This is a genomic window from Ruegeria sp. BJ6 (assembly GCF_056537885.1).
The window spans coordinates 189,069-215,949 of the sequence record NZ_JBQFSG010000009.1 but is presented as its reverse complement, the minus strand read 5'-3'; the positions used below and the strand labels follow the sequence as shown (position 1 = coordinate 215,949).

The window sequence follows — 26,881 nt, the reverse complement described above, 5'->3', positions numbered from 1 at the left end:
CGAGATCAACACCGCTACCGTCCGCTTTAACGCGGACCTTCACATTATAGTCAATCACGCGTTTGACAGGCACGAGTACCTTCATCGCGTTCTCCTCTGGTTAACTTGGTTGGGTTTGTACAAGGGATGGACGCCCGGATACCGTTTCGTACCAAGCGGTAAGCTGCGGGCGACCGTGGCGCCAGTCCCCGATGGGTTGACGGAAATCGAGATAGCCCAACGCGCAGGCCAGCCCGATACAGGCGGCGTCGAAGTTGGACTCCAGTGTATCAGAGACATGTGCTTCGAACCAATCAAGGGCACGGTTTGCCTTTTCCGCTTGCGCATCAAGCCAGGCCTGAGACACCTGATCCTCTGGTCGGACCCGCCGCTCATAAACGCATAACAAAGCCGCCTCAATTACGCCTTCGGCAAGGCTTTCGATGGTCAGCCGGTCGAACTCTGCATCACCCTTTTCATAAAGGGGGGCGTCCGGTTTCAGGCTGTCAACAAATCGCAGGATCGCTCGGCTGTCGTAGATTACGCGACCGTCGGATCGCTGAAGGCATGGCAACTTGCCCAGCGGATTACGCGCCGCGAGTTCGGCGTTGGTGTCGACAGGAGAGGTCGCAACTTCGACCTCTTCAACAAGGTTTTCGACGCCCTTTTCGAGAACGGCAACTCTGACCTTGCGGGCGAAGGGCGAGGCTGGTGAAAAATACAATCGATTCATGAGAGCACTTCCTGATTAATCATGTTTGACGGTGACAGGATGCTATCCAGTTTTTCGGTGGGCACCAGCCCACAATCCGAGGCTATTTCACGGATCGACTTGCCGGTGAACAAAGCCTGTTTGGCGATGTGCGCAGCAGCATCATATCCAATGTGCGGGGTAAGGGCGGTTGCAAGCACCAGACTGTTGTCCAGTTGTGCTGCACAACGCCCTGCATCCGCCTGAATTCCCTGAACACATTTTTCTGTCAGAGCGTGGATGCTGTTGGTCAGAATCTTTAGTGATGTCAGAAGGTTGTAGGTAACGACAGGCTCCATCGCGTTCAGTTGCAACTGTCCGGACTCAGCGGCCATAGTCACAGTCAGATCGTTGCCGATGACCTGATAGCAAACCTGATTGACCATCTCAGGGATCACCGGATTCACCTTGCCGGGCATGATCGACGAACCTGCTTGAACAGCAGGGAGGATGATTTCTCCTAACCCAGCGCGAGGGCCAGAAGACAGTAAGCGCAAATCATTGCATATCTTGGACAATTTCACTGCCACCCGCTTCAGGATACCCGAAAAGGTAACAAAGCCGCCCAGGTCCGAAGACGCCTCGATCAGATCACTTGCTTGCCTGAGATCGAACCCTGAGATTTCGGCCAGATGGGCCACTGCACGTGTGTCATAGCCGGGTTCGGCGTTGACGCGCGTACCGATCGCGGTGCCGCCAAGGTTGATTTCGGTCAGCAGCTTGCCAATCTCGTGAATGCGGTCAATGTCCTCTCCCACGTTCACGGCAAAGGCCTTAAACTCTGCGCCCAGCGACATCGGTACGGCGTCCTGCAACTGTGTGCGGCCGACCTTGGCTATGTCCGCGAAAGCACTGGCACGGTCTTCGAATGCGGACTGAAGCCCTGACAAGGCAGCGCACAACGGAGCTACGTGGAACAGAACTGCCAACCGAACTGCAGTCGGATAAACGTCATTGGTGGATTGTCCGTGATTGACGTCATCATTGGGATGCAGATGTTGATAGGCGCCAGGCGGGTGGCCAAGTTTCTGTAGAGCCAGATTTGCAATCACCTCATTGGCGTTCATGTTAGTCGAGGTTCCGGCCCCGCCCTGAATCATATCGACCACGAAGTGATCGTGGTGCTGCCCGGCAATGATTTCGTCGCATGTTTCAACAATGGCCTGCGCCTTTTTCACTTCGATGCCGCCAATCTCTCCGTTTGCCTGCGCCGCTGCGCTTTTTACCATCGCCAGCGCTGAGACAAGGTTTGAAAACTGAGACAGCGGTACACCGGTGATCGGAAAGTTCCGGCGCGCGCGCTCGGTCTGAATTCCGTAGAGGCATGATGCTGGCAACTCGATAGGGCCGATTGAATCTGTTTCGGTTCGGAACTGGGACATTGCTCATCGATTTCAAAAGACTGAATTGGGGTCAGGCTTACTGGACGTGATCCGCTATCTAAAGACGGTCTTTCCGTTGCTTTGATTAGGAGTTGTCGAAGCAGTGGACCGAGTGTTTACGCCGATGGTCAAATTCAGGGCGGCGGAGTGGATGCAAAACTAGCGTAAAATAATGTTTTAAAACAAAAAAATGTAAATGATTAGGATTAGCCTAATGTTTGATGAGGAACTCAATAATTCAGCGGACTGCCCTCCACGTATATAACCGGCCCAATCTTCGCGATGCTTAGGGAGGCGGACGTGTCTAACAAGGAAAATGTCGCGATTGACGTGCGGGATGCGGTTAAACGCTATGGCGACTTTACGGCGCTAAAAAAGATCTCACTGTCAATCATGGACAACGAGTTCTTTACACTTCTGGGGCCTTCGGGCTGCGGCAAGACCACTTTGTTGCGGATGATTGCCGGGTTCGAAGATGTGACCGAAGGTGCAATCTTCCTCTATGGCGACGAGATCGAGAGTCTGCCGCCGAACAAGCGTCCGGTGAACACGGTGTTCCAGAACTATGCGTTGTTTCCGCATATGACCATTCTGGACAACGTGGCCTTTGGTTTGGAAATGCGCGGCGCTTCGAAATCCGAGGCGCGTACCAAAGCCGGAGAGATGCTGGAACTGGTGCAACTGAGCCAGTTCTCGGCACGTAAACCCAGTCAGCTTTCAGGTGGCCAGCAACAGCGTGTGGCATTGGCCCGCGCGCTGGCACCACAACCGAAAGTGCTGTTGTTGGATGAACCGTTGTCGGCGCTGGATCTCAAGTTGCGCAAGGCGATGCAGCTTGAGCTGAAGCAATTGCAGCGCGAAACCGGTATTACCTTCATCTTCGTGACCCACGATCAGGAAGAAGCCCTGACCATGTCTGATCGCATCGCCGTTATGTCGGCGGGCGAGATGCAGCAACTAGGCGCCCCAACGGATATTTATGAGCGTCCGCACAACATGTTTGTGGCGGACTTCATCGGCGAAACAAACCTACTGGAAGTTTCTGTTGATGGTATCGAAAACGGGCGTGCTACCTGCCACCTTGGCGGTGGCCATGAACTGACCTGCAACGCTGTTGATGGCGTCGGTGTCGGGTCCAAGGTACACATGTCGATCCGGCCCGAACGCCTGTACATGTCTGCCGAGCCGGTTGAAACCGAGGGCCTGCACGGACGGGTCAAGGACAACATCTTTGTCGGCACCGACATCACCACAATCGTGCATCTGGACGAAGGTCCGGATTTCGTGGTCCGCACATCGAATTCCGATCGAGGCAACAAGCGCATTTTTGAGCCGGGCACAGAAATGTTCGTCAACATGGAGCTGGGGGCCGCGCGCCTCCTGGTGGACTGATGGCAGCAGGTGCAGCAAGCGGCGGCAGCGCAACGACCGACACCTATAAAGAGGCCCGCACATGGCTGTTATTACCCGCATGGGTGACCTTGTCCATCCTGGTGCTGGCCCCGGTCTTCATGATGCTGATCTACTCTTTCCTGACGAAAGAGTTCCGAGGCGGTGTGATCTGGGAATTCTCACTGGCCGCCTATGATCAGTTCTTCTTTGATCGCGGACTGTTTGGGGATGATCCCCCCAAGATCGAGTGGACCTATATCACCATCTTCTGGCGTTCGATCTGGCAGGCAGGCGCGGCGACGCTACTCAGTCTCGTGATCGGCTTCCCGACGGCCTACTTCATTGCCACGCGGTCTGAAAACATGCGACCGATCTGGGTATTCCTGATCACCATTCCCTATTGGGTGAACCTGTTGATCCGGACCGTGTCGATGAAATTCCTGCTGCGCGATCAGGGTCCGCTGAATGACTTCCTGATCAACATCGGCCTGATCGACAGCCCATTGCAAATCGTCAACACCAACTTTGCGGTGCAGTTGGGCCTGTTCTATTCCTATCTGCCCTTCATGGTGCTGCCGATTTATGCGGCGGTGGAACGCTATAACTTCGCGCTGAGTGAGGCTGCGGCCGACCTCTATGCCACCAAGTGGACCACGTTGCGGCGCATTCTGTTGCCCGCGGTCAAGCCGGGTGTCATCGCGGGATGTATTCTGGTCTTCGTTCCATCGATGGGTTCGTTCCTTGCCCCCGACCTGCTGGGCGGCGCCAAGAACTTCATGATTGGCTCGCTGATCGAGGAACAGTTCAAGGGCAATGCGGGTAACTGGCCGTTTGGCGCGGCAGCGTCGATGATCCTGCTGACCATGGTTCTGATCCTGTTGATGCTGTTCGCACGGCAACAGGCCAAAGCCGAAAAAGCGGAGGGATAAATCATGGCGAGCAAACAATTCGACATCAAATCCTACACCGGCTTCAAAGGTATCACCCTACTGTGTCTGGTCGTGCTGTACGCACCGCTGCTTGTGGTGACGATCTACAGCTTCAACGCCTCGCAATCGCTAACGAATTGGGAAGGTGTGTCGCTACGCTGGTACGCGGATGTCTTTACCGGGCCCGAAAGCGAAAAGTTCAAACAGGCCGCCAAGAACAGTTTTATCATTGCAATCGTTGCAGCCACGGTGTCGACCTCGATCGCTACGCTGGCAGCGACCGGCATGGTCCGGGGCGGCAAGTTCAAGCTGCGCACCGTGTCCTTTGGTCTGATCAGTCTACCGCTGATGGTGCCCGAGATCGTGACTGCTGTTGCAACCCTGATCTTCTTCAACTCGATCGGGTTTGATCGCGGCATCATGACCATCCTGCTGGCCCATATCGCCTTCTGCATTCCCTTTGCCTATTTGCCGATCTCGGCCCGGATGCAGGGGATCGAGGACAGCTATGAGCAGGCCGCGCAGGATTTGTATGCCACCAAGCGGCAGGCGTTCACCAAGATCCTGCTACCGCTGATGATGCCGGGTATCATCTCGGGCTTCCTGCTGGCCTTCATCGTTAGCCTGGACGATTTCATCATCACCAATTTCGTCAAAGGCGCGGGTGTCGAAACCCTGCCGACGGCGATCTTCGGTTCGGTAAAGCAGGGGATCAAACCCAATATCATGGCGATTTCGACCATGTTGCTGGGCGTGTCCATCGTCATGGTCACGATCAGCTATTTCGTCAGCAAAACCGACAATACCAAATAAAACCAACAGATGGAGAGAACGATGAAACATATGATGAAAAGTGGCGTCGCAGCGCTTGCTCTGACACTGGGTGCGAACACTGCCGCAGCGGAAGGCGAACTGGTTCTGTACCACTGGTTCGAATACATGCCGCAGGAACTGCTGGAAAAGTTCACTGATGAGACCGGCATCAACGTGACCATGGATACCTACGATTCAAATGAATCCATGCTGGCCTCGCTCAAGGCCGGTGCGATCGGAACCTATGACGTGGCCGTTCCGGGAGATTACATGGTTTCGATCATGACCGGTGAAGGGATGCTGGACACAATCGAAGACGGCGAGTTGAAAAACAAAGGCAATATCGAACCCGAATGGGCCGATCCCAGCTTTGATCCGGGCCGAAAGCACTCGATCCCGTATCAGTGGGGCTCAACCAGTTTCGCCGTGAACCGGGATGTCTATGATGGCGACATTCAAACCACCGACATCCTGTTCAACCCTCCCGCCGAATTGCAGGGCCGCATCAACATGCTGGACGCGCAGGGCGAGATTATGGTCATGGCCTCGCTGCATCTGGGCATCCCGCAATGTTCGAGCGACCGTGAGCAGCTAAAGGCCCTGAACGCTCTGTTGCAGGAGGCCAAGCAACATTGGACCTCGTTCAACTCGGATACCGCGAAAGAGGTTTTGGTCTCGGGTGACGCGGCGGCTGGTCAGATTTATGACGGTTTCTCTGCCAAGGCCCGGGAAGAGGGTGCTAATGTTGAATACGCCTTCCCGACGCAGGGCTATGTCGCGTGGATGGACAACGTCGTTCTGCTGAAAGACGCACCCAACCGCGAAAACGCACTGAAATTCATGGACTTCCTGCTAGAGCCGGAAAACATCGCAGCTGTCACCAATTTTGCCCGCTACAATGCCGGTGTAAAAGATGTGGAGGAATTCCTTGATCCGGATCTGGCTGCACAGCCGGAAAAGAACCCGCATGACAATGTTGGGCCCGGTGTCTTTATCGAGGTTTGCAGTGAAGAGGTTCAGGCCGTCTATGACCAGATCTGGACGAACTTGAAAAAGTAAAACTCCCCGTGCGTGACGCACATCTTATCCGGGCAGTCCGTCTGCCCGGATTTTTTATTCGGATTTTGCGCCGACATGGTTGAGCACCAGCAAGAAGAGTTCGCGCTCGGTGGTGATGTCGAGTTTACGATAGATACTCTTGCGATGATTTTTGACCGTGCCCACCGCAATGCCCAGCTGTTCTGCGATTGAGGCTGAGGGAAATCCACGCAAGGCCAGATGGCAGATCGAAATCTCGCGCTGTGTCAGGCGATTTGCAAACAGGCTTTCGATGACATCGGATAACACCAGTGACGACGACGCCATTGGACGCTGAATGATGAACGTGATCCGGCCATTTGGTGCAGGCGGGAAATCCGCACCCAGCCTTTCTGAAACAACATACGCCGTGCCAACGATCCGAGGCTGCCCCGGCGCGGCCTGCCGGGCGTGACTGACCGCATCCGACAGCGCAATTGTCTGCCCGACAAGCTGTTGCCAGTTGCTGCTGACAAAGCTCTGTCGGCCTTGGCTATCATCGATGGCAAAGGCATCGGCTTCGGGGAAGCCGGTGATTTGCGTGGCGCCTTCCCCCAGTGCCTTGAGGATCAGGCGCTGGTTCAGATCATGCAGAGCACGGATGGTGGGGTACAGGGCCCGAAGCATGTCCATCTCATCCTGAGAAAACGGCGTGCCGCGTAGAAAGAAATAGTTGTCCACCGCCCCGCCGATCTTGGGGCACAGCACCGCGATTTCATCCGCCATGCCGGTCTGGGGCTGAAAGCGCACGATATAGACGCGGGCCTTTTCGCCGACCCGCCCCTCTGCGCCGCTGAGTTCGCCTAAACTCAGCACGCCATTCACCTGATGTTCGCGCCAGTGCCGAAAAAACGGGTCAAAGCGGTAAGCACCAGCCAGATAAAAGTCGATCTCATCCTCGGGCACATGATTGCGCACAAGGTAATGCGGCAGCGCATAGCGGGAATATTGCAGCACCCCACGGCTTTCGGCCCCGAGAAAGGTGGCGATCGCCTCGCTTAATGCCGACTGGAATCCCTCGGTGCCGCAGGTTTGCACCGCCTCTGATAGGTCAGGTAGCGTGGTTTTGGGGGAGGGGACTTGTTGGGATTCTGCCATGGTCCGCTTTGGATATGTCCCTTTAGGGACACTATGCTCCCGGTCGGGTCTCGTTAGACTTTTGGCAATCATATTGCCAACCCGCCCATTGGCCAAGCCATAGGAAAGGTTGCGTTTCTGCAAGCCAGGGAGGCCAGCCATGCCAAGAGATCCCCGTTACGACGTTCTGTTCGAACCCGTTAAAATCGGACCTGTTACAACGAAGAACCGGTTCTATCAGGTGCCGCATTGTTCCGGTACCTCCGACAACGCCCCCGATGCCAACACGCGGATGCGTGAAATGAAGGCCGAAGGTGGCTGGGGCGTCGTCTGTACCGAAATCGCCGAGATCGGCAATACCACCGAGTTCTGGCCATTCCCTTCGCTGCACCTTTGGAATGACGAAGACATCAAACGAATCTCGCGCATGCCCGAAGCTGTCCATCGACATGGCGCGCTGGCCGGGGTTGAGTTGGGCCATGTTGGCCTGGCCGCTGGCAACCGGGCGTCGCGTACTCCGCCGTTGGGACCGACCTCGCGCCTGACGCTGGAATCGGTCGAGCCGTTTCAGTCCAGAATGATGGACAAACAGGACATCAAAACCGTGCGCGAGCAGCATATTGCTGCGGCGGTGCGCGCCCAGAAGGCGGGATTTGACATCGTCTATGCTTATGCCGGGCACGGTTTGTCGATCTTCAGTCAATTCCTTCAGCCCAGCTATAATACAAGGATTGATGAGTATGGCGGCAGTCTGGAAAACCGCGCACGCCTGCTGCGTGAGGTTCTGGAAGGCATGAAAGACGCCATCGGTGACAAATGTGCTGTCGCATTCCGTTTTGGCGTTAACGAGATCGACGGCGATATGGTTCAGGGCAAGGAGCTGGTCGAGATGCTAAAAGACATCCCCGACCTGTGGGATGTGAACATCACCGACTGGCCCGAGGACAGCCAAACCTCGCGGTTTTCCAAGGAAGGCTTTCAGGAAGAACAGATAGCTTTTGTCAAAGGCGTCGTGGACAAGCCGGTGGTCAGTGTGGGTCGCTTTACATCGCCAGATACGATGCTGTCTCAGGTACGGCGCGGCGTGCTGGATCTGGTGGGTGTGGCGCGCCCTTCGATTGCCGATCCGTTCATCCCGACAAAAATCGACGAGGGTCGCGTCGATGATATCCGCGAATGTATCGGCTGTAATATCTGCGCCTCGGGCGAGATGTCCTATGCGCCGATGCGCTGCACGCAGAACCCAACCATCATGGATGAATACCGCCGTGGCTGGCACCCGGAAAAAGTGCCCGCGAAAGGATCGGACGACAACATCCTGATTGTGGGCGGTGGTCCCGCCGGTCTGGAATGCGCCAACATCCTGTCCAAACGGGGTTATGAAGTGACCGTGGCAGATGCGCGTGAGGAACTAGGCGGCCGGGTCAAGCGAGAAGCGAACATGCCGGGCCTGTCCGAGTGGATCCGGGTCGCCGATTATCGCCTGTATGCGTTGCAGCAATTGGGCAACGTGAACCTCTATACCGAGTCGCCGCTGCAAGCGGGCGATATTCTGGAATTCGGGATGGAACATGTGGTGATCGCGACTGGTGCCACGTGGCGTCGTGATGGTGTGGGCCGGTTCAACCTGACGCCGGTGCTGAAGGGTGATGAGGCAAATGTTCTGACCCCGGACGACATCATGGACGGGGCAGAGGTAAACGGGCCGGTCGTGATTTATGACGAAGACGGCGCTTATCTGGGCAATGTGATCGCGGAAAAGCTGGTCAAAGATGGGCATGATGTTACCTATGTGATCCCGGCCTCCGAAGTCGCTCCGTATCTTGCGCTGACAATGGAACAGCACAAGGTCATCGCCCGTCTGATGGAGCTGGGTATTCGGATTGAGCGCCTGAAATCCCTCAAGGCGGTTCATGCGGACAAGATCGAATTTGCCTGCGTCCATGGTGGCGAGGGAATGGAACTGCCGCTGGGAACGGCGGTTGTGCTGACGTCCAAAAGCCCCAATGATGGTGTCTATCAGGAGCTGATGGCGCGCGAAGGCGACTGGGCGGATGCTGGTATCAAATCCGTCACCCGTATCGGCGACTGCGAAGCGCCCTCGATTATCGCCGCCGCCGTTCACGCAGGACACCGCTGGGCGCGCGAACTGGATAGCGTCGAGCAGCACGTGCCGCAATTCCTGCCAATGCCACTGGCCTGAAGAAGGAGGAACACATGAACAAACCTATTCGTTTGCTGGCTGACGGCCACCCCGAAACCGGCTTTGTCGCGTCTTCGCTTGTAGCCGAAGGTGATTTTACCACCGCGGACAAGGCAGAGACGATCAGCAGCTTTTTTGAAAGTCAGGACGAAAGTATTTCAGTCGGTGTGTGGGAATGCGCGCCGTGCCGTGAAGAGATCGAAGCCTATCCGGTGGATGAAATGATGACCGTTATCTCGGGGTCGGTCACACTGACTAGTTCGGATGGTGCAGCGCAGACCTTTAACGCGGGAGATACCTTTTTCATCCCCAAAGGCACGCCTTGCACTTGGGAAATCACAAAGACTTTGCGCAAGTTTTATATGATTTCAGCATGATGTTTACACGGCGCAGGTTACTCTGCGCCGTGTAAATTACGAAAGACGGCCAGTACGGCGATAAACAAGAACATCACTTCGATGACGATCGCACCCGGATTGGGCCGATGGGCCAGCGAGATCATGACCAGCGATCCCCCCAGAATGTTCCAGGCATTGAAGGGTATCTTGTTCGCAGGAAGGACGTTCCGCGTCGCCAGATAATAGACGCATACGATAATCGCCGAACCCAACAGACCAACCCCATCAGAAAATGTGAGCTCTTGAAGCAATTCCATCGTCGGCCTCAGTAACTGATATCTTCAAGGATGCGGTCCATCATTGCATCACAGGCATTGAGCTGCCCGAGATCCAGATGCTCATCCGGTTTGTGGCCTTGTTTCTCCATTGACCCGGGGCCGCAGACAACTGTGGGAATTCCCAGCTCGCTAAAGAATCCAGCCTCGGTGCCAAATGCGACCTTGGTTGTCGAGTTGCTCTGCGCCAGCTTCTGGGCATAACCGATCACTGCGTCCGTCTCGGATATATCCAGCCCGGGATAAGCGTTGTACTGTTCGATCTCGACCCGCGCCTCAGGGCAGATGTTTTCATACTCTGCGCCAACCCTGTGCGCCGCGTCTTGTATCTGGCTAAGAATGTCTTTCCCTCGATCCGCAGCCAGATGCCGGTATTCAAACGTCAGTTCCGCGCGGTCCGGAACGATGTTCAGCGCCTTACCGCCGGACAACATACCAACGTGGAAGGTTGTGTAGGGAACGGAATAGGCCGGATCGCTGTTACCGCTTTCGGCAAAGGTCTTTTGCAGACTCCGCAGCTCATTCACGAAATCCGTTGCCAGATGCAGCGCGTTGACGAATTTCGGGGCCAGCGCTGAATGCCCGCTTTGTCCATGGCACAAGGCCCGCAACGCGGCCTTACCTTTGTGCCCGATCGCCACCTGCATTTCGGTGGGCTCCCCCACAAAGCAGGCGCGCGGCTGGCCCAGCATCGGGGCCAGACGATCCAGCATATGCTGAATGCCGACGCATCCGACTTCTTCGTCATATGACAGCGCAATCTTCAGCGGTTCACGCAAGCTCGACTTCGCCGCCCGGTCTGCCAGCGCCATGACCGAGGCCACATATCCCTTCATATCGGTGGTGCCACGCCCATAGAGGCGGTTGCCCTCGCGCGTCAGGCTGAACGGATCTTTGGTCCAGCTCTGCCCCTCGACCGGAACAACATCGGTATGGGCGGACAACAGCACGCCATCGCCTTTTGGCCCCATTTCTGCATAAAGTCCGGTCTTCTCGCCACCGGGGTCGGTGATGCGATGAACCTCGAAACCGCGGGTCTTAAGGAATGTTTCGACATAGCTGGCCAGATCGAGGTTCGAGTTCTTGCTGACGGTATCGAAACCGATCAGCTTTTCCAGGATTTCCAGTGAAGACGCCATACTTTATGTACCTGCAGTTCGAATGCATAATCTGAGTTACAGTCAGCCTATACGACCCGTTAAAAACATAAATCCGGGAATGGCGAAGCAGTGGTTAGGAGAAATCGAAGCAGTTTTTAGTCGGCATTCAACGTGTAAAGGCCCGGAAGGGTGCCAGAGTTCACCGCTTGCTCGCAATGCTGAATAAACGCCCGCATCGTGTTGGTTTCATTTTCCGTTCGCGCCCTGAGCAGGCCGAGATGCATCGGCCTGAGGTCGCCGGCCAAAGGCACAAAGATCAGCTTTTTACCATCCGGCGACAGTACATTCAGGGGACGGATATTTGCGATGGAAAACCCAAACCCATTGGCCACCAGTGAGCGCATCACCGACATGTCCGAGGTACGCTCGGCAATGTTTGGTTTGATGTTGGCATCGCGAAAAAACGAAAGGAAATATTCTCCGCTGAACGGCAGGTCCAACAGCACCATTGGACTGTCCTGAAGGTCAGGAATCGTCAATTCTGCCCGGTCGGCCAGCGGGTGGCCCTCGCCCAGAACGACGTAAGGGGGCAGTCCATAAAGTGGCCGAAATTCAAGATCGGCAGGAATATCCAGATCATAGGTCAAGGCAATGTCCAACTCGGCCCGCCGCAACTGACTGAAGATTTCGGCCTGATTGAGCTCGCGTTGTTCTATCCGGACTTCGGGATATGTGTTTTCGAACTCGCGCCGCAGCCCCGGCAAGACAATTTGCGCAAAAGTCATCAGGCAGCCGACCGATAGGATACCCTGAACCTTGCCGGTGATTTCCCCGGCGAGCGTAGCCAGCAACTCGGCCTCACGCAGAACGAATTCCGTTCGTTCCATGAACTTGTGTCCGGCCTTGGTCAGCGACAGACCGCGGGCGTGTTCTCGGACAAAGAGGTTTACGCCGAACTCTACTTCAAGCTGGTTGATCGCCGCCGATATCGACGGCGATGAGACGTTCAACTTATCACTGGCGGCGGCGATGCTGCCTGCCTTTCCGACGGCCACAAAATACTCAAGTTGGCGTAGCGTGTACCTGAAAGGCAAACTGGCATCCCCGCGTCGTTGGGGATCAAGCCCTGTACTTGATCCACGTGGTCTTCAAAGCAGTATACTTTTCAAGCGAGTGCAATGACAAATCCCGCCCGAAGCCTGACTGTTTCATGCCGCCGAACGGTGTTTGGGCAGACAGGGCATCGACGGTGTTGACCGAGACAGTACCCACCATCAGCTTGTCCGACACCCGGCAGGCACGGCTGAGGTTGTCTGTCCAGACCGAGGCCGCCAGACCGTAGATCGAGTCATTTGCCATGGCTACTGCCTCATCCTCGCTGTCGAACGGGATGACCGACAGGACGGGGCCGAAGATTTCATCGCGTGCCAGCGGGTTGTCGTGGCTGACGTCGTCAAAAATGGTCGGTTGGACAAAGCAACCTTTGCCGTCGATTGTGACACGTTCACCACCAGCAACCAGATTTGCCGACTTTTTGCCTTCTTCGATAAAACGCATGATGCCCTGCGTCTGCTTTTCGTCAACGATGGCCCCCATTTTCGAAGCAGGGTCCAGCGGGTCGCCCGGCTGGGTCCCCTGCGCACGGGCAATCAGCTTTTCAACGAATGCGTCCTTGATCGAGCGTTCGACATAGAGCCGCGAGTTGGCCGAGCAGACCTCGCCCTGATTGAAGAAGATACCAAAGGCAGCCATATCGGCGGCGGCGTCCAGATCCTCGCAATCGGCAAAGACCAGATTGGGGCTTTTGCCACCGGTTTCCGGCCAGACTTGCTTCAGGTTCGACTGGCCCGAATACTGCATGAACATCTTGCCGATTCCAGTCGAGCCGGTGAAGGCCAGACAATCAACATCCATGTGCAGACCCAGAGCCTTACCCGCTGTCACACCAAAGCCCGGCACCACGTTGAAGACACCATCCGGGATACCAGCCTCGGCCGCCAGCTCAGCCAGACGCAGCGCGGACAAGGGCGATTGTTCGGCTGGTTTCAGCACGACCGAATTGCCAGCGGCCAGCGCGGCGGCGGCCTTCCAGGTGGCCATGTCCAACGGAAAATTCCACGGTGTCACCGCACCAACGACGCCCAAGGGCACACGCTTGACCAGCGCTAAATCGCCGGGTCCGGTGGGGGCGACCTCGTCAAACACCTTGTCGATGGATTCCGCATACCACTGGAAGAAATGCGCTGAGCCGGGCGCATCTACGGTGACCGCATCCGTCACCAGCTTGCCCATATCAAGACTGTCCAGTAGCGCCATCTCTTCAAGGTTTTCGCGGATCAGGTCAGCCAGTTTCAGCATCACTGCCTTGCGGTCACCTGGTGCCATGTCCGACCATCGACCGTCTTCGAAGGCAGTACGTGCTGCGGCGACGGCGCGGTTGACGTCTTCCTCGTCGCATTCGGCGACCGTGTTCAGAATTGCGCCGGTGGCCGGGTTGATGTTGTCAAAGGTCTTGCCCGATGCAGCATCGACAAACTTGCCATCAATGAACGCCTGACCGCGAAACGACAGGCCGGCGGCACGGCTTTTCCAATCTTCATGCGAGTAGTCCAACATGGTGTGTCTCCCTGATTATTCGTCGCCGGGGACGCCGTAGGATGGCGCCTCGCGCGGGTCGAGCGCGCGCTGGATGTATGCGTCGAGCTGAGGTTTGTAGATGTCCCAGGCGGTTGCGATGGCCTCAATCGGGCAGTCCTCGGTCCAGTCGCAGCGCAGATCGGCCACAGGCCAGCTGACCTTGTCTACGATCTTCATTCCTGCAGAGTGTATGGGGCCTGCTTCGCCCCCCGCGGCCAAGCCAGCACGCATGGCAGCGATCAAGCGGTCGCCGATATGGCCTGAGGCCGACAGGAACCCATCGACAATGGCTTGCGGGATACCTTCATTATCCAGAAGGTTACCACCCGAAGCGACGTTTTCCGCCTGCGCCTGTGTCCAGATGCCGAGACTGTTGGGGCCGGAGTGAATCGCGGTACGTCCGGCAATATCCACGGCCAAAACCTGACGGTATTCGATGAAATTTGCCTGGGCGGTCATCGATTCGATGGCCTCGGGCGCAGTTTTTCCCCCTTCCATCAGGTCCAGCGTCAGCGGGCCAAGTCTGGGATCGGTCACGTTTTGCGATGCCACAGCCCCGACACCGGCGCGGGCAAAGGAACAACGCGCGGCCACAGCAGGGGAGGAAGACGAAATCGCCAGACCGAACATGCCGGTATCAGCGCAACGGGCAACCAGAGAAAAAGTCATTCGGCTCTCCTATTAAACACAAATACCGGACCGCGCCTTTAAGGGGAGAAGGGGGGCGCGGTCCGGTTGGATTGATCAATTGGATCAATCGGGAATGACAGCAGTACCGTCGATTTCAACCAGCCATTCAGGACGGGCCAGCGCCTGAACGACGAGGCCGGTCGAGCAGGGGTGAACCCCTTTGATATACTCGCCCATGGTGCGATAGACGGCCTCGCGGTGACGGACATCGGTGACATAGACGACGACCTTGACCAGATGCTCCATTGAGCCGCCGGCCTCTTCGATCAGCTGTCTGATATTCTGCATCACTTTGTGGGTCTGTTCGACAGGATCATGGCTGTCGATATTGACCGCATCGTCCAGATTCTGCGGGCACTGACCGCGCAAATAGACGGTCTTGCCGCCCTGCGTGACAACGGCCTGACACAGGTCGTTGTCCAGATTTTGCTCTGGGTAAGTGTCCGAGGTATTGAATTTGCGTATGCGTGTATGCGCCATTTCTGAATCCTGTCTTCTTATTCTGCTGCGGGGGCGATGATGGCGGCTTCGCCATCATAGTCGGCATAGGCCCGCTGGATCGCGATCTGATCGGCGATGTACTTGGCGTCATGCCAGACCCCCCAAAGGAAGGTCGAGCCACGGCGCGACTGCCACGGCAGGCCAAGGAAATAAACGTCCGGCTCGACTGACACGCCACGCTGGTGAATTGGCGCGCCCTTGTCGTCGAATGCGTCGGCCTTAATCCAGCTGAAATCCTGACGGAAGCCCGTGGCCCAGATGATAGTGCTGATGCCTTCTTTGGCGAAGTCAATCGAGCTGAGCGGGTTGGCCAGGCTGTCCGGGTCGGCAAAGGCTTCGCGCGCTTCGGGCTCTTCTGGCAGGTTCAGGCCGGTGCGTTCCACATAGGCGTCCGCCAGATCCAGCATCTCATGATAGTTGGCGTCGCCGGCGGCCACATTGCGCTGCAGGTCGTCGGCAAAGCTCAGAACGCCATTTCCAAAGCTCTTGGTCAGACCGGCCAAAGTGACGCCTTCATTGCCTAAACGGCGGAAGTCCATTGTGTGTCCACCATAGGCGCCGCTGACCGAGATGGTCACATGTTCTGTGCCCGGCTTCATTGCGGCCATGTCCCACAGACCCAGAACGCCCAGCCACCATACAAAGTCACGGCCACGGTAGCGACGTGGCGGCCGGTCATGCGGGCCAACTGACAGGAATACCTTGCGGCCGGCCCGGTTCAGCTCATCCGCGATCTGCGCGCCTGAGGACCCAGCGCCGACAACCATCACGGCCCCCTCGGCTAGCTGATCGGGGTTCTTGTAGTAGAAGGAGTGAATCTGATCGACGCCCGCCATCTCCGGTACGATCGGCGGTATGACCGGATGCTGGAAGGCACCGGTGGCTGCAACGATGCGTTTCGCATGGATTTCACCGGCAGAGGTTTCGACGCGGAAGCCTCCTTCACCGGGAATGCGTTCGGCCTTCAGGGCTTCGACGCCTTCGCGGATCGGGGCATTTACCATATCGGCATATTCGACCAGATATTCGGCGACCCGGTTCTTTGATACGAACGCATCCGGATCGTCGCCGTTGAACAGCAGACTCGGAAAGCGATCATGCCAGGCGGGGCCGTTGGCAACCAGAGCATCCCAGCGACCTGTGCGCCATGCCTCGGCCGTACGGTTCTTTTCCAGGATGATATGCGGAACATTGTTGTTTCCCAGATGCTCGCTCAGCGCGATTCCGGCTTGTCCGCCGCCAACAACCAGCGTGTCCGTTTTTTCGATGGGCATATGTCGGTTCCCTCTAGTTTTAACTCAATCCGGCCCTGAAGGACGGTAATTTCGTGGCTGTGCCGGATCGGGTTTGACAGTTGGTTCCAGTGAAGAACGTTCCTGCAGCCACCAAAAATCGGGGGTCAGCTTACAACCGACCGGTTGACCCGTGCGCGGACGACGGTCACCTCGGGGTTGCAGCTTTCCGTGCCGGTCCAGCACGCCTTGCGCGTTTCGTGGACAAGGTCCCACAAGTTGGGAATCGGCGAAATTATTGTCTAACTTACCCTTAATTAGGCTTTGACTAATCCGCCGGGATTTAGGCTTTGATTGCTTGCTGTTGGCTTTGGTCAGACAGGTAAGGCGCGATCAGATAAAATAGCTCTCCTTGCGAGGAGATCTGGCATTTCCTGTAAAGCTGCTTGCGGATGACCTTGACCGTTTGCGGGCTGATCCCAAGCGTGAGGCCAATGGAAACTGACGAGTGGCCTTGCAGGATCAATAGTGCGATTTCGGCCTGTCTTCCGCTTAGGCTGATGCCGAGCTCCGAGGACAATCGGTGACGCAGCAGATCGACAACATCTTCAGGCATATCTTCGTCTCTGGGTGTGAGTTCCGACCAGTTCTGCCTGACCAGCGCATTTACAACCGGGGCCAACTGCCGGGCCTCATCCAGATCGCGCGCCGAGAACTTTGACCCAGTCGTCGCATCCCGACCCAAACACACAGTAATCGACACGCCCGACGATGGAGACGAGAAGAACGCGATCTCATCAGCCAAAGTGGTGCGTTGATAATAGGACTTGTAGTATTCATTACGTTGAAATTGGTCCGGCGCGATGTCGGTCAGCCGATACATCCCATCCGCCGCCCCGTTGACGTGCAGGGAATAGAACGGGTCCAGCAGATAGGCCCCGGTCACATAGTGGCTATCCATACGTTCAAAAACGCGTCGTTCAGCGGCATGTGTCAGAAAGACCTCTGGTTGTTGGTTTTTGAAGAACGCGACGATGGTCATGTTGTCGATTCGAAGGCACGCGCTCAGCCAATAGTGCAGCCGATGTGCAAATCCATCGGCTCCGATGGACAGGATTGCGTCTGCCAGAAGGTCAGGCCTCGGAGTGTTGCCCATGTTTCTATACCTCCTTGGGGGTATATACCCCTATATCACCATTCAAATACAATAATTGTCGAAAATAGGGGGTATATCCAGCGTGAAATGCCCCGCGTTTCTAACAATCGCAACCCGGAAACGGGCAAAACCGCCAGATGCCTAAGGGAGATCCAGCAATGCGCGACCCACGCTATGACATTCTGTTTGAGCCGATGAAAATCGGCCCGCTGACTGCCAAGAACCGATTCTATCAGGTGCCGCATTGCAACGGCGGCGGCTATCGTGATCCCTCAGCAGCCGCCGCGATGCGAGGCATCAAGGCCGAGGGAGGCTGGGGCGTGATCTTTACCGAGCAGTGCGAGATGCACCACACTTCGGAAATCACACCGTTCATCGAGTTGCGTCTGTGGGAAGACAAGGACATCCCTCAGTTGCGCAAAATGTCCGAGCGGATGAAGACCCACGGCGCGCTGGCCGGTATCCAGTTGGCCTATTCCGGCATCAATGGCCCCAACCTTTATACCAAGGAGGTGCCGCTGGCCCCTTCAGCTCTGCCGATCCGGACTTTTACCAACGATCCCATTCAGGCCCGTGCGCTGGACAAACAGGACATCAAAGACCTCCGCCGTTGGTTTGTGAACGCAGCCAAACGGTCCAAAGAGGCCGGTTTTGATCTGATTTGCCTTTATGGCGCGCATGGGTTCGGCATCTTCCAACATTTCCTGAGCCGTGCCACAAACCAGCGAGGCGATGAATATGGTGGCTCTCTGGAAAATCGCGCCCGGTTCAGCCAGGAGGTCATCGCCGACATGCGCGACGCCGTTGGCGACACGATGGCGATTACACTGCGGGTGTCGCTGGACGAGACCATCGGTGAGCTTGGATTCTCGAACGCCGAGGTGCGCGACTATATCGAGATGAACAAGGACCTGCCTGATCTCTGGGATCTGGCGCAGGGCACTTGGGAGGACTGTTCGGGTCCGTCGCGCTTCAAGGAAGAGGCGGCACAGGAACAGTTGGTACGTGGCATCCATGAACTGACTGATAAACCCATCGTCGGGGTAGGGCGGTTCACCTCGCCTGACGTGATGGCCAAGATGGTCAAGTCCGGTACGTTGGACTTCATTGGCTGTGCCCGCCCGTCGATTGCCGACCCATTCCTGCCGAAGAAGATTGAAGAAGGCCGGATTGACGACATCCGTGAATGCATTGGTTGCAACATCTGCATCACCGGCGACATGACCATGTCGATCAGCCGCTGTACGCAGAACCCCACATTCATGGAGGAATGGCGCAAAGGCTGGCACCCCGAGAAGATGAACGAAAAGGGCGACAGCTCGAACGTACTGATCGTTGGCTCAGGTCCTGCCGGGCTTGAGGCTGCTTGGGCCCTGTGCCGCCGTGGCTACGACGTTGCCGTGGCCGAAGCGCGCGACGTGATCGGTGGTCGCGTCACCCGCGAACGCGCCCTGCCGGGGCTCAGCGCCTGGGGGCGTGTCGTTGATTATCGCGAATATCAGCTGCAACAACGGCCCAATGTCGAAATCTACCGCGAAAGCGAGCTGGATGCCGACAGCATACTTGAGTTCGGATTCGAGAATATTTGCGTTGCCACCGGTTCGGTCTGGCGCCGTGACGGAGTGTCCCGCCAACACGTCGTCCCAATGCCGATCGCAAAGGACGCAAAGGTCTATACCCCGGATGATCTGATGGATGGCTCTATCCCATCAGGCCGCGTGGTGGTTTATGACGATGACCACTATTACATGGGTGGAGTTTTGGCTGAACTTTTGGCCAAGAACGGCGCGCAAGTGACGCTTGTCACCCCTTCCGCCTATGTCAGCGACTGGACGAACAACACGCTGGAGCAAATCGCAATCCATCCAAGGTTGGTCGAGGCAGGTGTCGAGATTGTCCTCAATCGGGGCATCACCGAACTACGCGCGGACCATGTCGTATCGAACTGCACCTACACCGACCGGACATGGAATATCGAGGCAGACGCTGTGGTCATGGTGGCCTCTCGTGTCGGCAATGACCGCATCTTCGAAAACCTGTCGCAACGCAAAGCCGAGTGGGCAGATGCCGGTATCAAATCTGTCAAACTGGTGGGGGATGCTAACGCCCCTGGTCCGATCGCATGGGCAACCTATGCAGGGCATCGCTATGCCCGCGAACTGGACGGCCCCGATATCGGAGATGCACTGCCCTTCCGTCGGGAGATTACGGAGCTTGCGGTCGACTAACCGGTTCTGTCGCAAACTCTGCTCTCGACTATGGCTCCGACCGCGTGTCTGATTGCACGCGGTCGGATAAGACAGCAGCAACCTATGGCAAAGCCCGGGAACTAAGCAGTCGTTCGCAATTCAGCTCAAGGGGGCTTTGTCAGATGAGCTGATCAACTGAAGCTCAGCGAGTTCAGACAAAGCCGACAACGGGCGCTGTCTGGCTGAAGATCGGGCGTCGCGCTGTGATAGTTCGATGAGCTTCGTTAGTATGGCCCGATTTCAACAGCAGGTTCAGATAAGTCAGTTCCAAAAGGTCGCGCTGCGCGCGGCTGCCGCCAAGACGGGCGTGATCCGCCATGACCGGTGTTAATTGTTGCAGCGCCTCAGTCCAATCTTGCCGTGTGATAGCACCCCAAGCCCGTGCCACCGGGCGAACAAGATCTGCCGCGAAACCCGACTTTGCTTCGGTCAGGACCGCAAGGCGTTCTCCGTCTCCAGCCATGGCATGGGCCAGCGCTCTATGAATATCCGCAAAACTCATGCCCGGGTTTGGAAAAAACCGTGATGCATAATCGCTCAGGTCGCGCCAGAGTTTGGGTGCCACGTCTAAACCGGCAATCTCGGATCGGTACAGAAGTGCAGCAGCATCAGTCAAAACGTTAATAGGTAGCGAGTGGGACACGGTGGGCGCGATGGCGCCGTCGTAAATCGCCCACAGCTCCGCCTCATCTTCCTGCTCCAAAGCCCATAGAGCGCGATGCCAGCTCAGGTGGCCATGCAACAATGAGCGGGTATCGTATTCCGCGATCCAGTCGGCAAGGTATGTGCGACCAACCTCCCCAGAGCCCTGTTCATAAAGCGTGTGTGCTTTGAAATGTGACGCATTCGCATTTGAATTATTCAAGGCGAGCGAGCGATCCATCATGGACATGGCCTCATCAAGCCGTCCAACCTCGCATAGCGCCTGACCATGCACACTCATGATCCACCAGTCCTCGCCCAAGGCATCAAACAGTTTGGTCGTGTAGGCAAGCTGCGCGCTTTCCCGTCCGGGTTCGCCAGATGTCCCGATCAAGCCGAAAATGTTGGTACAGATTTGCGCGACAAGGACATCGCGCGGGTGATGTGCAGCGTGCTTCTGAACTGCGCTTCGTGCCTCGGACACACGCCCCTGAAGCAAGAGATCGAAGACCGCGAGATGGCCTTCCTCGCGCTCGGTCAGCCCAGACGCGCAGGCGCGGGCCGACGCCATCGCCTCTTGAGCGCCAGGCATATCGCTCTCATACATTCGAGCCCGAGCAAGCCCAACGTGACCTAGGGCAAAGTCGGGATCGGCCGTTATGGCTGTGGAAAAGGCATCGCTTGCACCAAACGTTGCTGCAAGGATGTGATCAAGCCCTGTCACATAGGCGTCCCGCGCCTCCGGCAGGCTGGTCGTCAGCGTCAGTCCATATCGATCAGTCAGCATGTCCACACTTCCATTTTCAACCGCAAACCCAAGTGCGAGTACTCGCAACTGTTCAACGCTAGCACAAAAGTTGAAACCCTAAGCATTCAAACAGATAATCGACTGTGTTGCGCAACAAAGTGGACTTTCGCTGCGCAAGCACAAATGTCAGCTGTTTTATTTGTAACGACCTCAGCGAAGAGAAACTCGGACAGAAGGCTGAATTTCTCTGAGGGTTTTGACAACGTAAGTGGTGCCGTCGTCAAACGCGGGCCACGTAGACCGGGCTGGACCAGGCCTGGAACCCGTCTTCGGTATAGGCCGCGATCCAGATCTGGTTATCGCCTTCCTCATGCAGATCGATTTCGACTTCATCGGTGATATTGCGATCTAACGGAGCATCAGGCAGGCGGAAAAGCTTGATCTCGCGCTCCAGGCCGCCAGCATCCATGCGGATGTCTTCCAGCCCGATATCGGAAAGCGCCGTCATCATGTCACCCAGATTGGTGGTAATCTTCAACTCGCCTTCGTTGTTGTCCACATGCATGTCGAAGCCCATGAAATTACCGGTGGTGATGGTTTTCCAGATCACCTGACCGGAGTTGCGCTGCTGTAACAGCGCGTCCGGGTTCCATTTGTTAATCGTTTCAAACCAATTGATCACAGCGTCCGACAGGGTCGCCAGACCATTCCAGGTGGTGTTTCGGCCACGGCCGCGATATTCAGCCCCGCTCCAAAGCACGCGGATGCGATTGCCGAGATCGGCCTCGGTATAAGGACGCAGAGTTTTCAGAACCTTTTTACCGTTGCGGATCTCGATCCGTTCGATGCCTTTTGCTGCCCGAACATCCAGTGACAGGCGCGCGGTTTTTGACGGGGTTTCGACGATATCACCCATCATCACCTCGCGCACACTATGGCGCGGGGTATCAGGATTACCCACGGGATTGCGTTCGAACAGCGTGCTGTCCTGATCGAAACTGACCTTCACATCCATCGCCATCCGGCAGCCCGTGGTGGCATAGTGATGGCGGCGGCGTTGTGCCTCCATGATGCCATCGCGGGTGTTTTCCGCGGTTATGAAACAGGTCAACCCGCCATAAGCCCCGAATAGGCTGTCGCCGGGATAGCTGGCGCCGGGACGGCCCTTGTGCCCGTCCGAGTTTGCCACGACGCCTACTCGGCGACCCAGTTCGAACCCATCGGTCAAAACCCATTCGAACGTACCCCAGGCCGAGTGCATTTCAACTGCGGTTTCGATGTTGGGATCATGATCATAGTGGATATTGGCATAGCGCCCACCCACATGGGCATAGACAACCACGTCCTCATCCGTCTCGCGGAAAGCACGGAACAGGTCGGTCAGCGTGTGGGCGTCGTTGTCATAATCCGTTGTCCCTTCGATCAAGGCATGGCTGCAGCGGCGGATTGGGCGACCTTCAGTGCGGAAGAATACGTTATGGTCTCCGCCAACGGCCGTGTTACCCGACCATTCATAACCGGGCAGAACGGTAAACCGGCCCGGTTCGTCCCATTCGGCGGTCAGCATATGGAGTTTTTCCCAAAAAGCGTCGTTGATCTGGAAGTCGTTGGCCTGATGGCTTGTCACATCCAGAAACGCCTTGTTGCGGGCAAAGTCGAAATAACTTTCGGCAGTATTGGTGCCAATGGTTTCCCCAGTCTGGCCGTGCAGATCGCCCCAGTAACTGGCCACATCCCCTTTGCGGATCAGCAGCGGACCGGCCTCGGCCACAAGGCTGTCGCCTTCAAAGACTTTGATACGCAACTCGCCTTCGTCCGAAACTTTCAACCCTTCAAGGGTCAGTGCGCGATCCTCCGGCGCAAAGGTCAGGGTATTGGGCAAACCGGTCACCGGCAAATTGGCTTCCAGGCGCAGATCGGTGCCTTCGGCCTGCGGGGTTGGGTTGCCCCAGAGGTCTTCGTTTTTCAGCCCCAGCGTAAATGCCTCGCCGGGGCGGCGCAGGGTCGGCAGAACCGCTTTCCAATCAAAGGCCGGGCCGGGCACGATCGGCACAAACATTTGCGGGCCCGGCACTTCGATGAAATGGCGGGTGGCCTGCACATCCGCCAGCACCTTGAATTCCCGCCCGCCCTCGATAAAGGTCTGGGCCAGCATGCCCGGGGACCCACCTGAGGTGTCGCCGAATATGACGGTGATTTCTTCTCCCTCACGCAGGTAACCACCCTTTTGCTGGATCGTGAGGACCTCGAACCACGGCCGCGTGCCTCCTGTTTTTGCGTAGGAAAGGTGCAACTTGCCTTCGCCATTTGATTTCGCGGTTACATAATTGGGTGCGGTCGGGTCGGTGAATTGCGGCATGCCACTGTCCGAGACCATGCGAAACGCGATCTGGATCGCACCCAGGTCGTCAAGGCCCAGACGCCCAACCCTGTAGGTGATCGTTTCGGTGTGAAACCCGCGCACCTCGACCGGTTTGACCGGTGTCATTGTAGCGGTGCCGTAGAGGGTCGGGTCGGGGCCGGGCTGAGCCGATGGGGTGAGTGCGCCGACAAGCTCGCGTGCGACAGGGCCATGCGGGTTCGGTTTTTTCATTTTCTCACACTTTCGTTAAGCATTTCAGTGGGAACTCAATGGGACAGAAGAACAGGGATGGCGCATCGCTCCAGCACGGTTGCCGTTACGCCGCCAAATATGTCTTCGCGGAATTTCGAGTGTTCGTAGGCGCCCATAACCAGCAGACCGGCCTGGCGGGTTTCACATTCTTCAAGCAGGGTTTCGGCAACTGATCTGCGTCCGTGTTCGACTTGGTCGTGCTGACAGGTGATCCCGTGGCGCTTCAGGACGGTCGTTACATCGATCCCGTCCAGAGGATGGGACAGTTCGCTGCTTTTAACGCTCAGCACGGTGACGCGGCGCTTGGCTTCCAACAGCGGTATCGCATCGTTCAGGGCACGTGTCGCAGCGCGATTGCCGTCCCAGGCCAAAAGCGCATGATCGGCGAACCGGGGTTCAGTCCATGTCCGCGGAACGACCAGCACTGGGCGGCCGCTTCTGACAGCGATCCTGTCGGGATGAAACGCGGCGCGGTTTTCGGCAAAGACACTGTCGCGACGGCCCACTACTGTCAGATCGTACATCTGCGCATATTCGGAGACGGTGGCGTCCGCTTCAGCACGGCGCGCGATCCAGTGGGTCTTTTCGGGGTCGGCATCCACGCAAGCGGCATGGAAGCTGGCTTCGACCTCACGCACATGGTTTCGATCCAGGTTCAGGATACTTTTGCGGATGGACGAGCTTAACCAGGGCTGTTGCCTCAGATCCACCCGCGAATACATTGCCATCAGGCCCGTGACGTGCGCTCCATACCGGCGTTGCATATTGAGCGCAGCCGAAAGGGCCGCATCCGAAGACGGGCTGCCGTTATAGGCCACGAGGATGTTGCGCAGGGCCATGGGAAACTCCGTTTATTCCGGTTGTTTTCGCGGGCGTGAAAAGAAAATGATGACGCCGAAAGCCAGTGCGATGAAAAAGATCGACGTTGGACTGCGGAACAGAAAGAACGGGTCGCCATCCGTGATTGCAAAGGCCTGCCGGATCGTATCCTCAAGGTTTCGCGACAGGATGAAAGCGATCACAAAGGGCAGGATCGGAACCGACAATTTGCGCATCAGATAGCCCAGAACGCCGAAGCCAAGGGCGAACAGCATTGCCGAGAACGCGGTTTCCTGCGCGTAGATTGCCGTCAACGTCAGCAGCAGAACAAAAGGCATGAGGATCGGCTTTGGAATGCGCACCATCACACCCACAAGCGACATGAAGCGCGCACCAGTGAACCAGTTCAGCAGATTGGCCAGAACCATGCAGGTAAACAGACCAAAGGCGATGATCAGCTCGGGATTGACCTCGTTCTCGGTAAAGCGAAAGACGGACGGGCCGGGATTGAAACCACCGATACTGTCGGCCGCGAGGATCAGGAACACAGCCCCAACATTGCCCGGTATGCCCAGCGACAGAACGGGGATCAGATTGGCCCCCGAAACCGAGGAATTGGCAGCTTCGGTCGCCGCGATACCTTCGGGCGTCCCTTCTCCGAAGGGAACCGGGCCTTTGTACATGCGTTGGCCCGTGGCATATCCCAGCGTCGCCGCAAGGGTCGAACCGATACCCGGTAGGGCACCGACCACCGTTCCGATCACGGCAGAGACACCGATAAAGGGCGCCAGTGCCCGTCGCTCACGCCAACTGAGCCGGTTGTCATCGCTGTGAACAGGGTCCGAGACCGTCTGGTGCGCGCGCTTTTCGCGCCACATCTCCTCGAATGAAACAAACAGCTCGCCCAGGATCAGCACGCCCAGAACCGCAGTGATCAGAGGTATGCCGTTGGACAGGGCATCCAACCCCATGGACAGGCGGGGATAGCTGTCTTCGCCTGTTCCGATCGAGGCAATCAGCAATCCAAGTCCTACCGCCATGACGCCTTTGAGAGGTGCAGCCCCGACAACGGCGGCAACAAATGACAAGGACAGGATGATCAGGGCCGCCTTTTCAGGAAAACCCAGATAGCTTTCCACCGCGATTGCCAGAAACGGCGCGCAAGTGAACAACACCAGATCGGAAAAGGTATCCCCCGACGCTGACGAGAAATGCGCGACTTTCAATGCCTTTCCCGATTGACCCCTGCGGGTCATCGGGTAGCCATCCAACGTTGTCAGCAGCGCATCGGGCGTGCCGGGCGTGTTGAACAGTATGGCGGGTACTGCCCCCCCGACCGTCGCCCCTTTCATGACCCCTACCAGAAAACCGAATACAGGCAGCAGCGCCTCTTGGCCAAAGCCGAAACTTGACAGCAGAATGGGTAGCGACACGGCCATCAGGAACGGACCGCTCAGCCCCGGTGTGGCCCCCGCAACGATGCCCGCGAAGAACCCGAAGACTATCATCAGCAGCGTGACCGATATCGAAATACCAAGAAGGGTGAACGCTTCGGGCCCCTGAAACACGGCCAAAACACCAGCCCAGACATAGTCGAATGCCGACATTACCAATCTCCGTTCGGGGGCAGAAGGATACTGTCGAACGGCAAATCGAACAGAACGATCAGGAATGTCGTCGCCAAAGCCGAAATAACCGGAATACGCGGGCGAAGCCGTCCTTCGATGATCGAAATCAACCCGGTCAGCATCATCGTACCGCCAAGGAAGAACCCGGTATATTTGAACGGGATATGCCCCCGAAGGCCGCGATACCCGTTTTCGTTCCAGAAAGACAAAAGCGGCCCGGCCCAGAACATGACCAGCAAAGACGTGGCGATCACCCCCAGGAATATCCCAAGCAGCATCAGATCCGACCGTGAAAGGGGTGCAGATTTGAATGCGTCAGATGGCGTTGAGCGGCGCAACAGAACGGAGATCAGTTGCAGAAGAGCACAAATCGCAATGGCTGCGGCGGCCAACACCGGCAGGAACGCGTCACCGATAATGGTTTGACGGCGAAAGGTCTCGATCATTCCGGTATCGACATCCCAAGGGATCCAGATACCCAGCGCGGCCAGACCGAAGCACAGGGCAAACAGTGCGAAAGCAATTTCAGTCTGATGGGGTGTCATGAGAGTCCTCCGGGTAAAGGATACAGAAACCGCGAGAGAGCCTT

23 protein-coding genes and 1 pseudogene are annotated in these 26,881 nt (G+C 56.8%); 7 read left to right on the top strand and 17 right to left on the bottom strand.

Annotation, left to right across the window (positions count from 1 at the left end; genetic code table 11):
- From ACR0D6_RS17750 to ACR0D6_RS17740, 3 genes and pseudogenes are all read right to left on the bottom strand, one after another.
- A pseudogene (locus tag ACR0D6_RS17750) lies at positions 1–85 on the bottom strand (electron transfer flavoprotein subunit beta/FixA family protein); the annotation flags it as partial.
- 15 nt (positions 86–100) lie between these two features.
- Positions 101–712: a glutathione S-transferase family protein gene (locus ACR0D6_RS17745; protein ID WP_480766492.1), complete on the bottom strand. Its 612-nt coding sequence runs from the start codon at positions 710–712 to the stop codon at positions 101–103.
- Positions 709–2,112, bottom strand: a complete 1,404-nt coding sequence (locus ACR0D6_RS17740) for an aspartate ammonia-lyase (RefSeq protein ID WP_480766491.1) — start codon at positions 2,110–2,112, stop codon at positions 709–711. The genes ACR0D6_RS17745 and ACR0D6_RS17740 overlap by 4 nt, the downstream gene beginning before the upstream one ends.
- Positions 2,113–2,394: 282 nt before the next feature.
- On the opposite strand from ACR0D6_RS17740, the gene ACR0D6_RS17735 reads away from it, so the two are divergent.
- The 4 genes from ACR0D6_RS17735 to ACR0D6_RS17720 are packed head-to-tail and all read left to right on the top strand — an operon-like array spanning position 2,395 to position 6,305.
- Positions 2,395–3,504 carry an ABC transporter ATP-binding protein gene (locus tag ACR0D6_RS17735; RefSeq protein ID WP_480766490.1) on the top strand — a complete coding sequence of 370 codons (1,110 nt, stop codon included), beginning with the start codon at positions 2,395–2,397 and terminating at the stop codon, positions 3,502–3,504.
- The gene (locus tag ACR0D6_RS17730) at positions 3,504–4,433 is read left to right on the top strand and encodes an ABC transporter permease (RefSeq protein WP_480766489.1); all 930 of its coding nucleotides are present in this window, start codon (positions 3,504–3,506) and stop codon (positions 4,431–4,433) included. Before ACR0D6_RS17735 ends, ACR0D6_RS17730 begins: the two co-directional genes overlap by 1 nt.
- A gap of 3 nt (positions 4,434–4,436) precedes the next feature.
- The gene (locus ACR0D6_RS17725; RefSeq protein ID WP_480450179.1) at positions 4,437–5,246 is read left to right on the top strand and encodes an ABC transporter permease; all 810 of its coding nucleotides are present in this window, start codon (positions 4,437–4,439) and stop codon (positions 5,244–5,246) included.
- Between the two features lie 21 nt (positions 5,247–5,267).
- Positions 5,268–6,305 (top strand): extracellular solute-binding protein, encoded by a 1,038-nt coding sequence (locus ACR0D6_RS17720; RefSeq protein ID WP_480766488.1) that lies wholly within the window; start codon positions 5,268–5,270, stop codon positions 6,303–6,305.
- A gap of 54 nt (positions 6,306–6,359) precedes the next feature.
- Here ACR0D6_RS17720 and ACR0D6_RS17715 read toward each other — a convergent pair whose 3' ends face one another.
- Positions 6,360–7,421: a helix-turn-helix transcriptional regulator gene (locus tag ACR0D6_RS17715; protein ID WP_480766487.1), complete on the bottom strand. Its 1,062-nt coding sequence runs from the start codon at positions 7,419–7,421 to the stop codon at positions 6,360–6,362.
- Between the two features lie 139 nt (positions 7,422–7,560).
- On the opposite strand from ACR0D6_RS17715, the gene ACR0D6_RS17710 reads away from it, so the two are divergent.
- Positions 7,561–9,603, top strand: a complete 2,043-nt coding sequence (locus ACR0D6_RS17710; protein ID WP_480766486.1) for an oxidoreductase — start codon at positions 7,561–7,563, stop codon at positions 9,601–9,603.
- A 14-nt stretch (positions 9,604–9,617) separates the two neighbouring features.
- A complete protein-coding gene (locus ACR0D6_RS17705) occupies positions 9,618–9,980 on the top strand; it encodes a cupin domain-containing protein (RefSeq protein WP_480766485.1) in 363 nt (120 codons plus the stop codon).
- A 17-nt stretch (positions 9,981–9,997) separates the two neighbouring features.
- Here ACR0D6_RS17705 and ACR0D6_RS17700 read toward each other — a convergent pair whose 3' ends face one another.
- The 8 genes from ACR0D6_RS17700 to ACR0D6_RS17665 form a co-directional block, all read right to left on the bottom strand.
- Entirely contained in the window at positions 9,998–10,258 is a 261-nt protein-coding gene (locus tag ACR0D6_RS17700) for a CBU_0592 family membrane protein (RefSeq protein WP_480766484.1), read from the bottom strand.
- Positions 10,259–10,266: 8 nt separating this feature from the next.
- The gene (gene argE / locus ACR0D6_RS17695) at positions 10,267–11,415 is read right to left on the bottom strand and encodes an acetylornithine deacetylase (protein ID WP_480766483.1); all 1,149 of its coding nucleotides are present in this window, start codon (positions 11,413–11,415) and stop codon (positions 10,267–10,269) included.
- Positions 11,416–11,531: 116 nt separating this feature from the next.
- Positions 11,532–12,470, bottom strand: a complete 939-nt coding sequence (locus tag ACR0D6_RS17690) for a LysR substrate-binding domain-containing protein (RefSeq protein WP_480766482.1) — start codon at positions 12,468–12,470, stop codon at positions 11,532–11,534.
- Between the two features lie 25 nt (positions 12,471–12,495).
- On the bottom strand, positions 12,496–13,992 hold the full coding sequence (locus ACR0D6_RS17685; protein ID WP_480766481.1) for an aldehyde dehydrogenase: 1,497 nt from the start codon (positions 13,990–13,992) through the stop codon (positions 12,496–12,498).
- Between the two features lie 15 nt (positions 13,993–14,007).
- Positions 14,008–14,682: a DUF1028 domain-containing protein gene (locus ACR0D6_RS17680; protein ID WP_480766480.1), complete on the bottom strand. Its 675-nt coding sequence runs from the start codon at positions 14,680–14,682 to the stop codon at positions 14,008–14,010.
- Positions 14,683–14,766: 84 nt separating this feature from the next.
- Positions 14,767–15,183: a RidA family protein gene (locus tag ACR0D6_RS17675; protein ID WP_480766479.1), complete on the bottom strand. Its 417-nt coding sequence runs from the start codon at positions 15,181–15,183 to the stop codon at positions 14,767–14,769.
- A 17-nt stretch (positions 15,184–15,200) separates the two neighbouring features.
- Positions 15,201–16,478, bottom strand: a complete 1,278-nt coding sequence (locus tag ACR0D6_RS17670) for a flavin-containing monooxygenase (protein ID WP_480766478.1) — start codon at positions 16,476–16,478, stop codon at positions 15,201–15,203.
- 301 nt (positions 16,479–16,779) lie between these two features.
- Positions 16,780–17,592 carry a helix-turn-helix transcriptional regulator gene (locus ACR0D6_RS17665; RefSeq protein ID WP_480766477.1) on the bottom strand — a complete coding sequence of 271 codons (813 nt, stop codon included), beginning with the start codon at positions 17,590–17,592 and terminating at the stop codon, positions 16,780–16,782.
- Between the two features lie 158 nt (positions 17,593–17,750).
- Between ACR0D6_RS17665 and ACR0D6_RS17660 the strand changes: the two genes are divergently transcribed.
- On the top strand, positions 17,751–19,820 hold the full coding sequence (locus ACR0D6_RS17660; protein WP_480766476.1) for an oxidoreductase: 2,070 nt from the start codon (positions 17,751–17,753) through the stop codon (positions 19,818–19,820).
- 172 nt (positions 19,821–19,992) lie between these two features.
- On the opposite strand, the gene ACR0D6_RS17655 is transcribed toward ACR0D6_RS17660, so the two are convergent.
- From ACR0D6_RS17655 to ACR0D6_RS17635, 5 genes are all read right to left on the bottom strand, one after another.
- Complete coding sequence (locus tag ACR0D6_RS17655) at positions 19,993–21,270, bottom strand: tetratricopeptide repeat protein (RefSeq protein WP_480766475.1); 1,278 nt, start codon at positions 21,268–21,270, stop codon at positions 19,993–19,995.
- 241 nt (positions 21,271–21,511) lie between these two features.
- Positions 21,512–23,824: a DUF3604 domain-containing protein gene (locus ACR0D6_RS17650; protein WP_480766474.1), complete on the bottom strand. Its 2,313-nt coding sequence runs from the start codon at positions 23,822–23,824 to the stop codon at positions 21,512–21,514.
- Between the two features lie 35 nt (positions 23,825–23,859).
- Positions 23,860–24,684 carry a universal stress protein gene (locus ACR0D6_RS17645; protein ID WP_480766473.1) on the bottom strand — a complete coding sequence of 275 codons (825 nt, stop codon included), beginning with the start codon at positions 24,682–24,684 and terminating at the stop codon, positions 23,860–23,862.
- A gap of 12 nt (positions 24,685–24,696) precedes the next feature.
- Entirely contained in the window at positions 24,697–26,271 is a 1,575-nt protein-coding gene (locus ACR0D6_RS17640; RefSeq protein WP_480766472.1) for a tripartite tricarboxylate transporter permease, read from the bottom strand.
- Positions 26,271–26,837, bottom strand: a complete 567-nt coding sequence (locus tag ACR0D6_RS17635; RefSeq protein ID WP_480766471.1) for a hypothetical protein — start codon at positions 26,835–26,837, stop codon at positions 26,271–26,273. Before ACR0D6_RS17635 ends, ACR0D6_RS17640 begins: the two co-directional genes overlap by 1 nt.
- Positions 26,838–26,881: the final 44 nt, after the last annotated feature.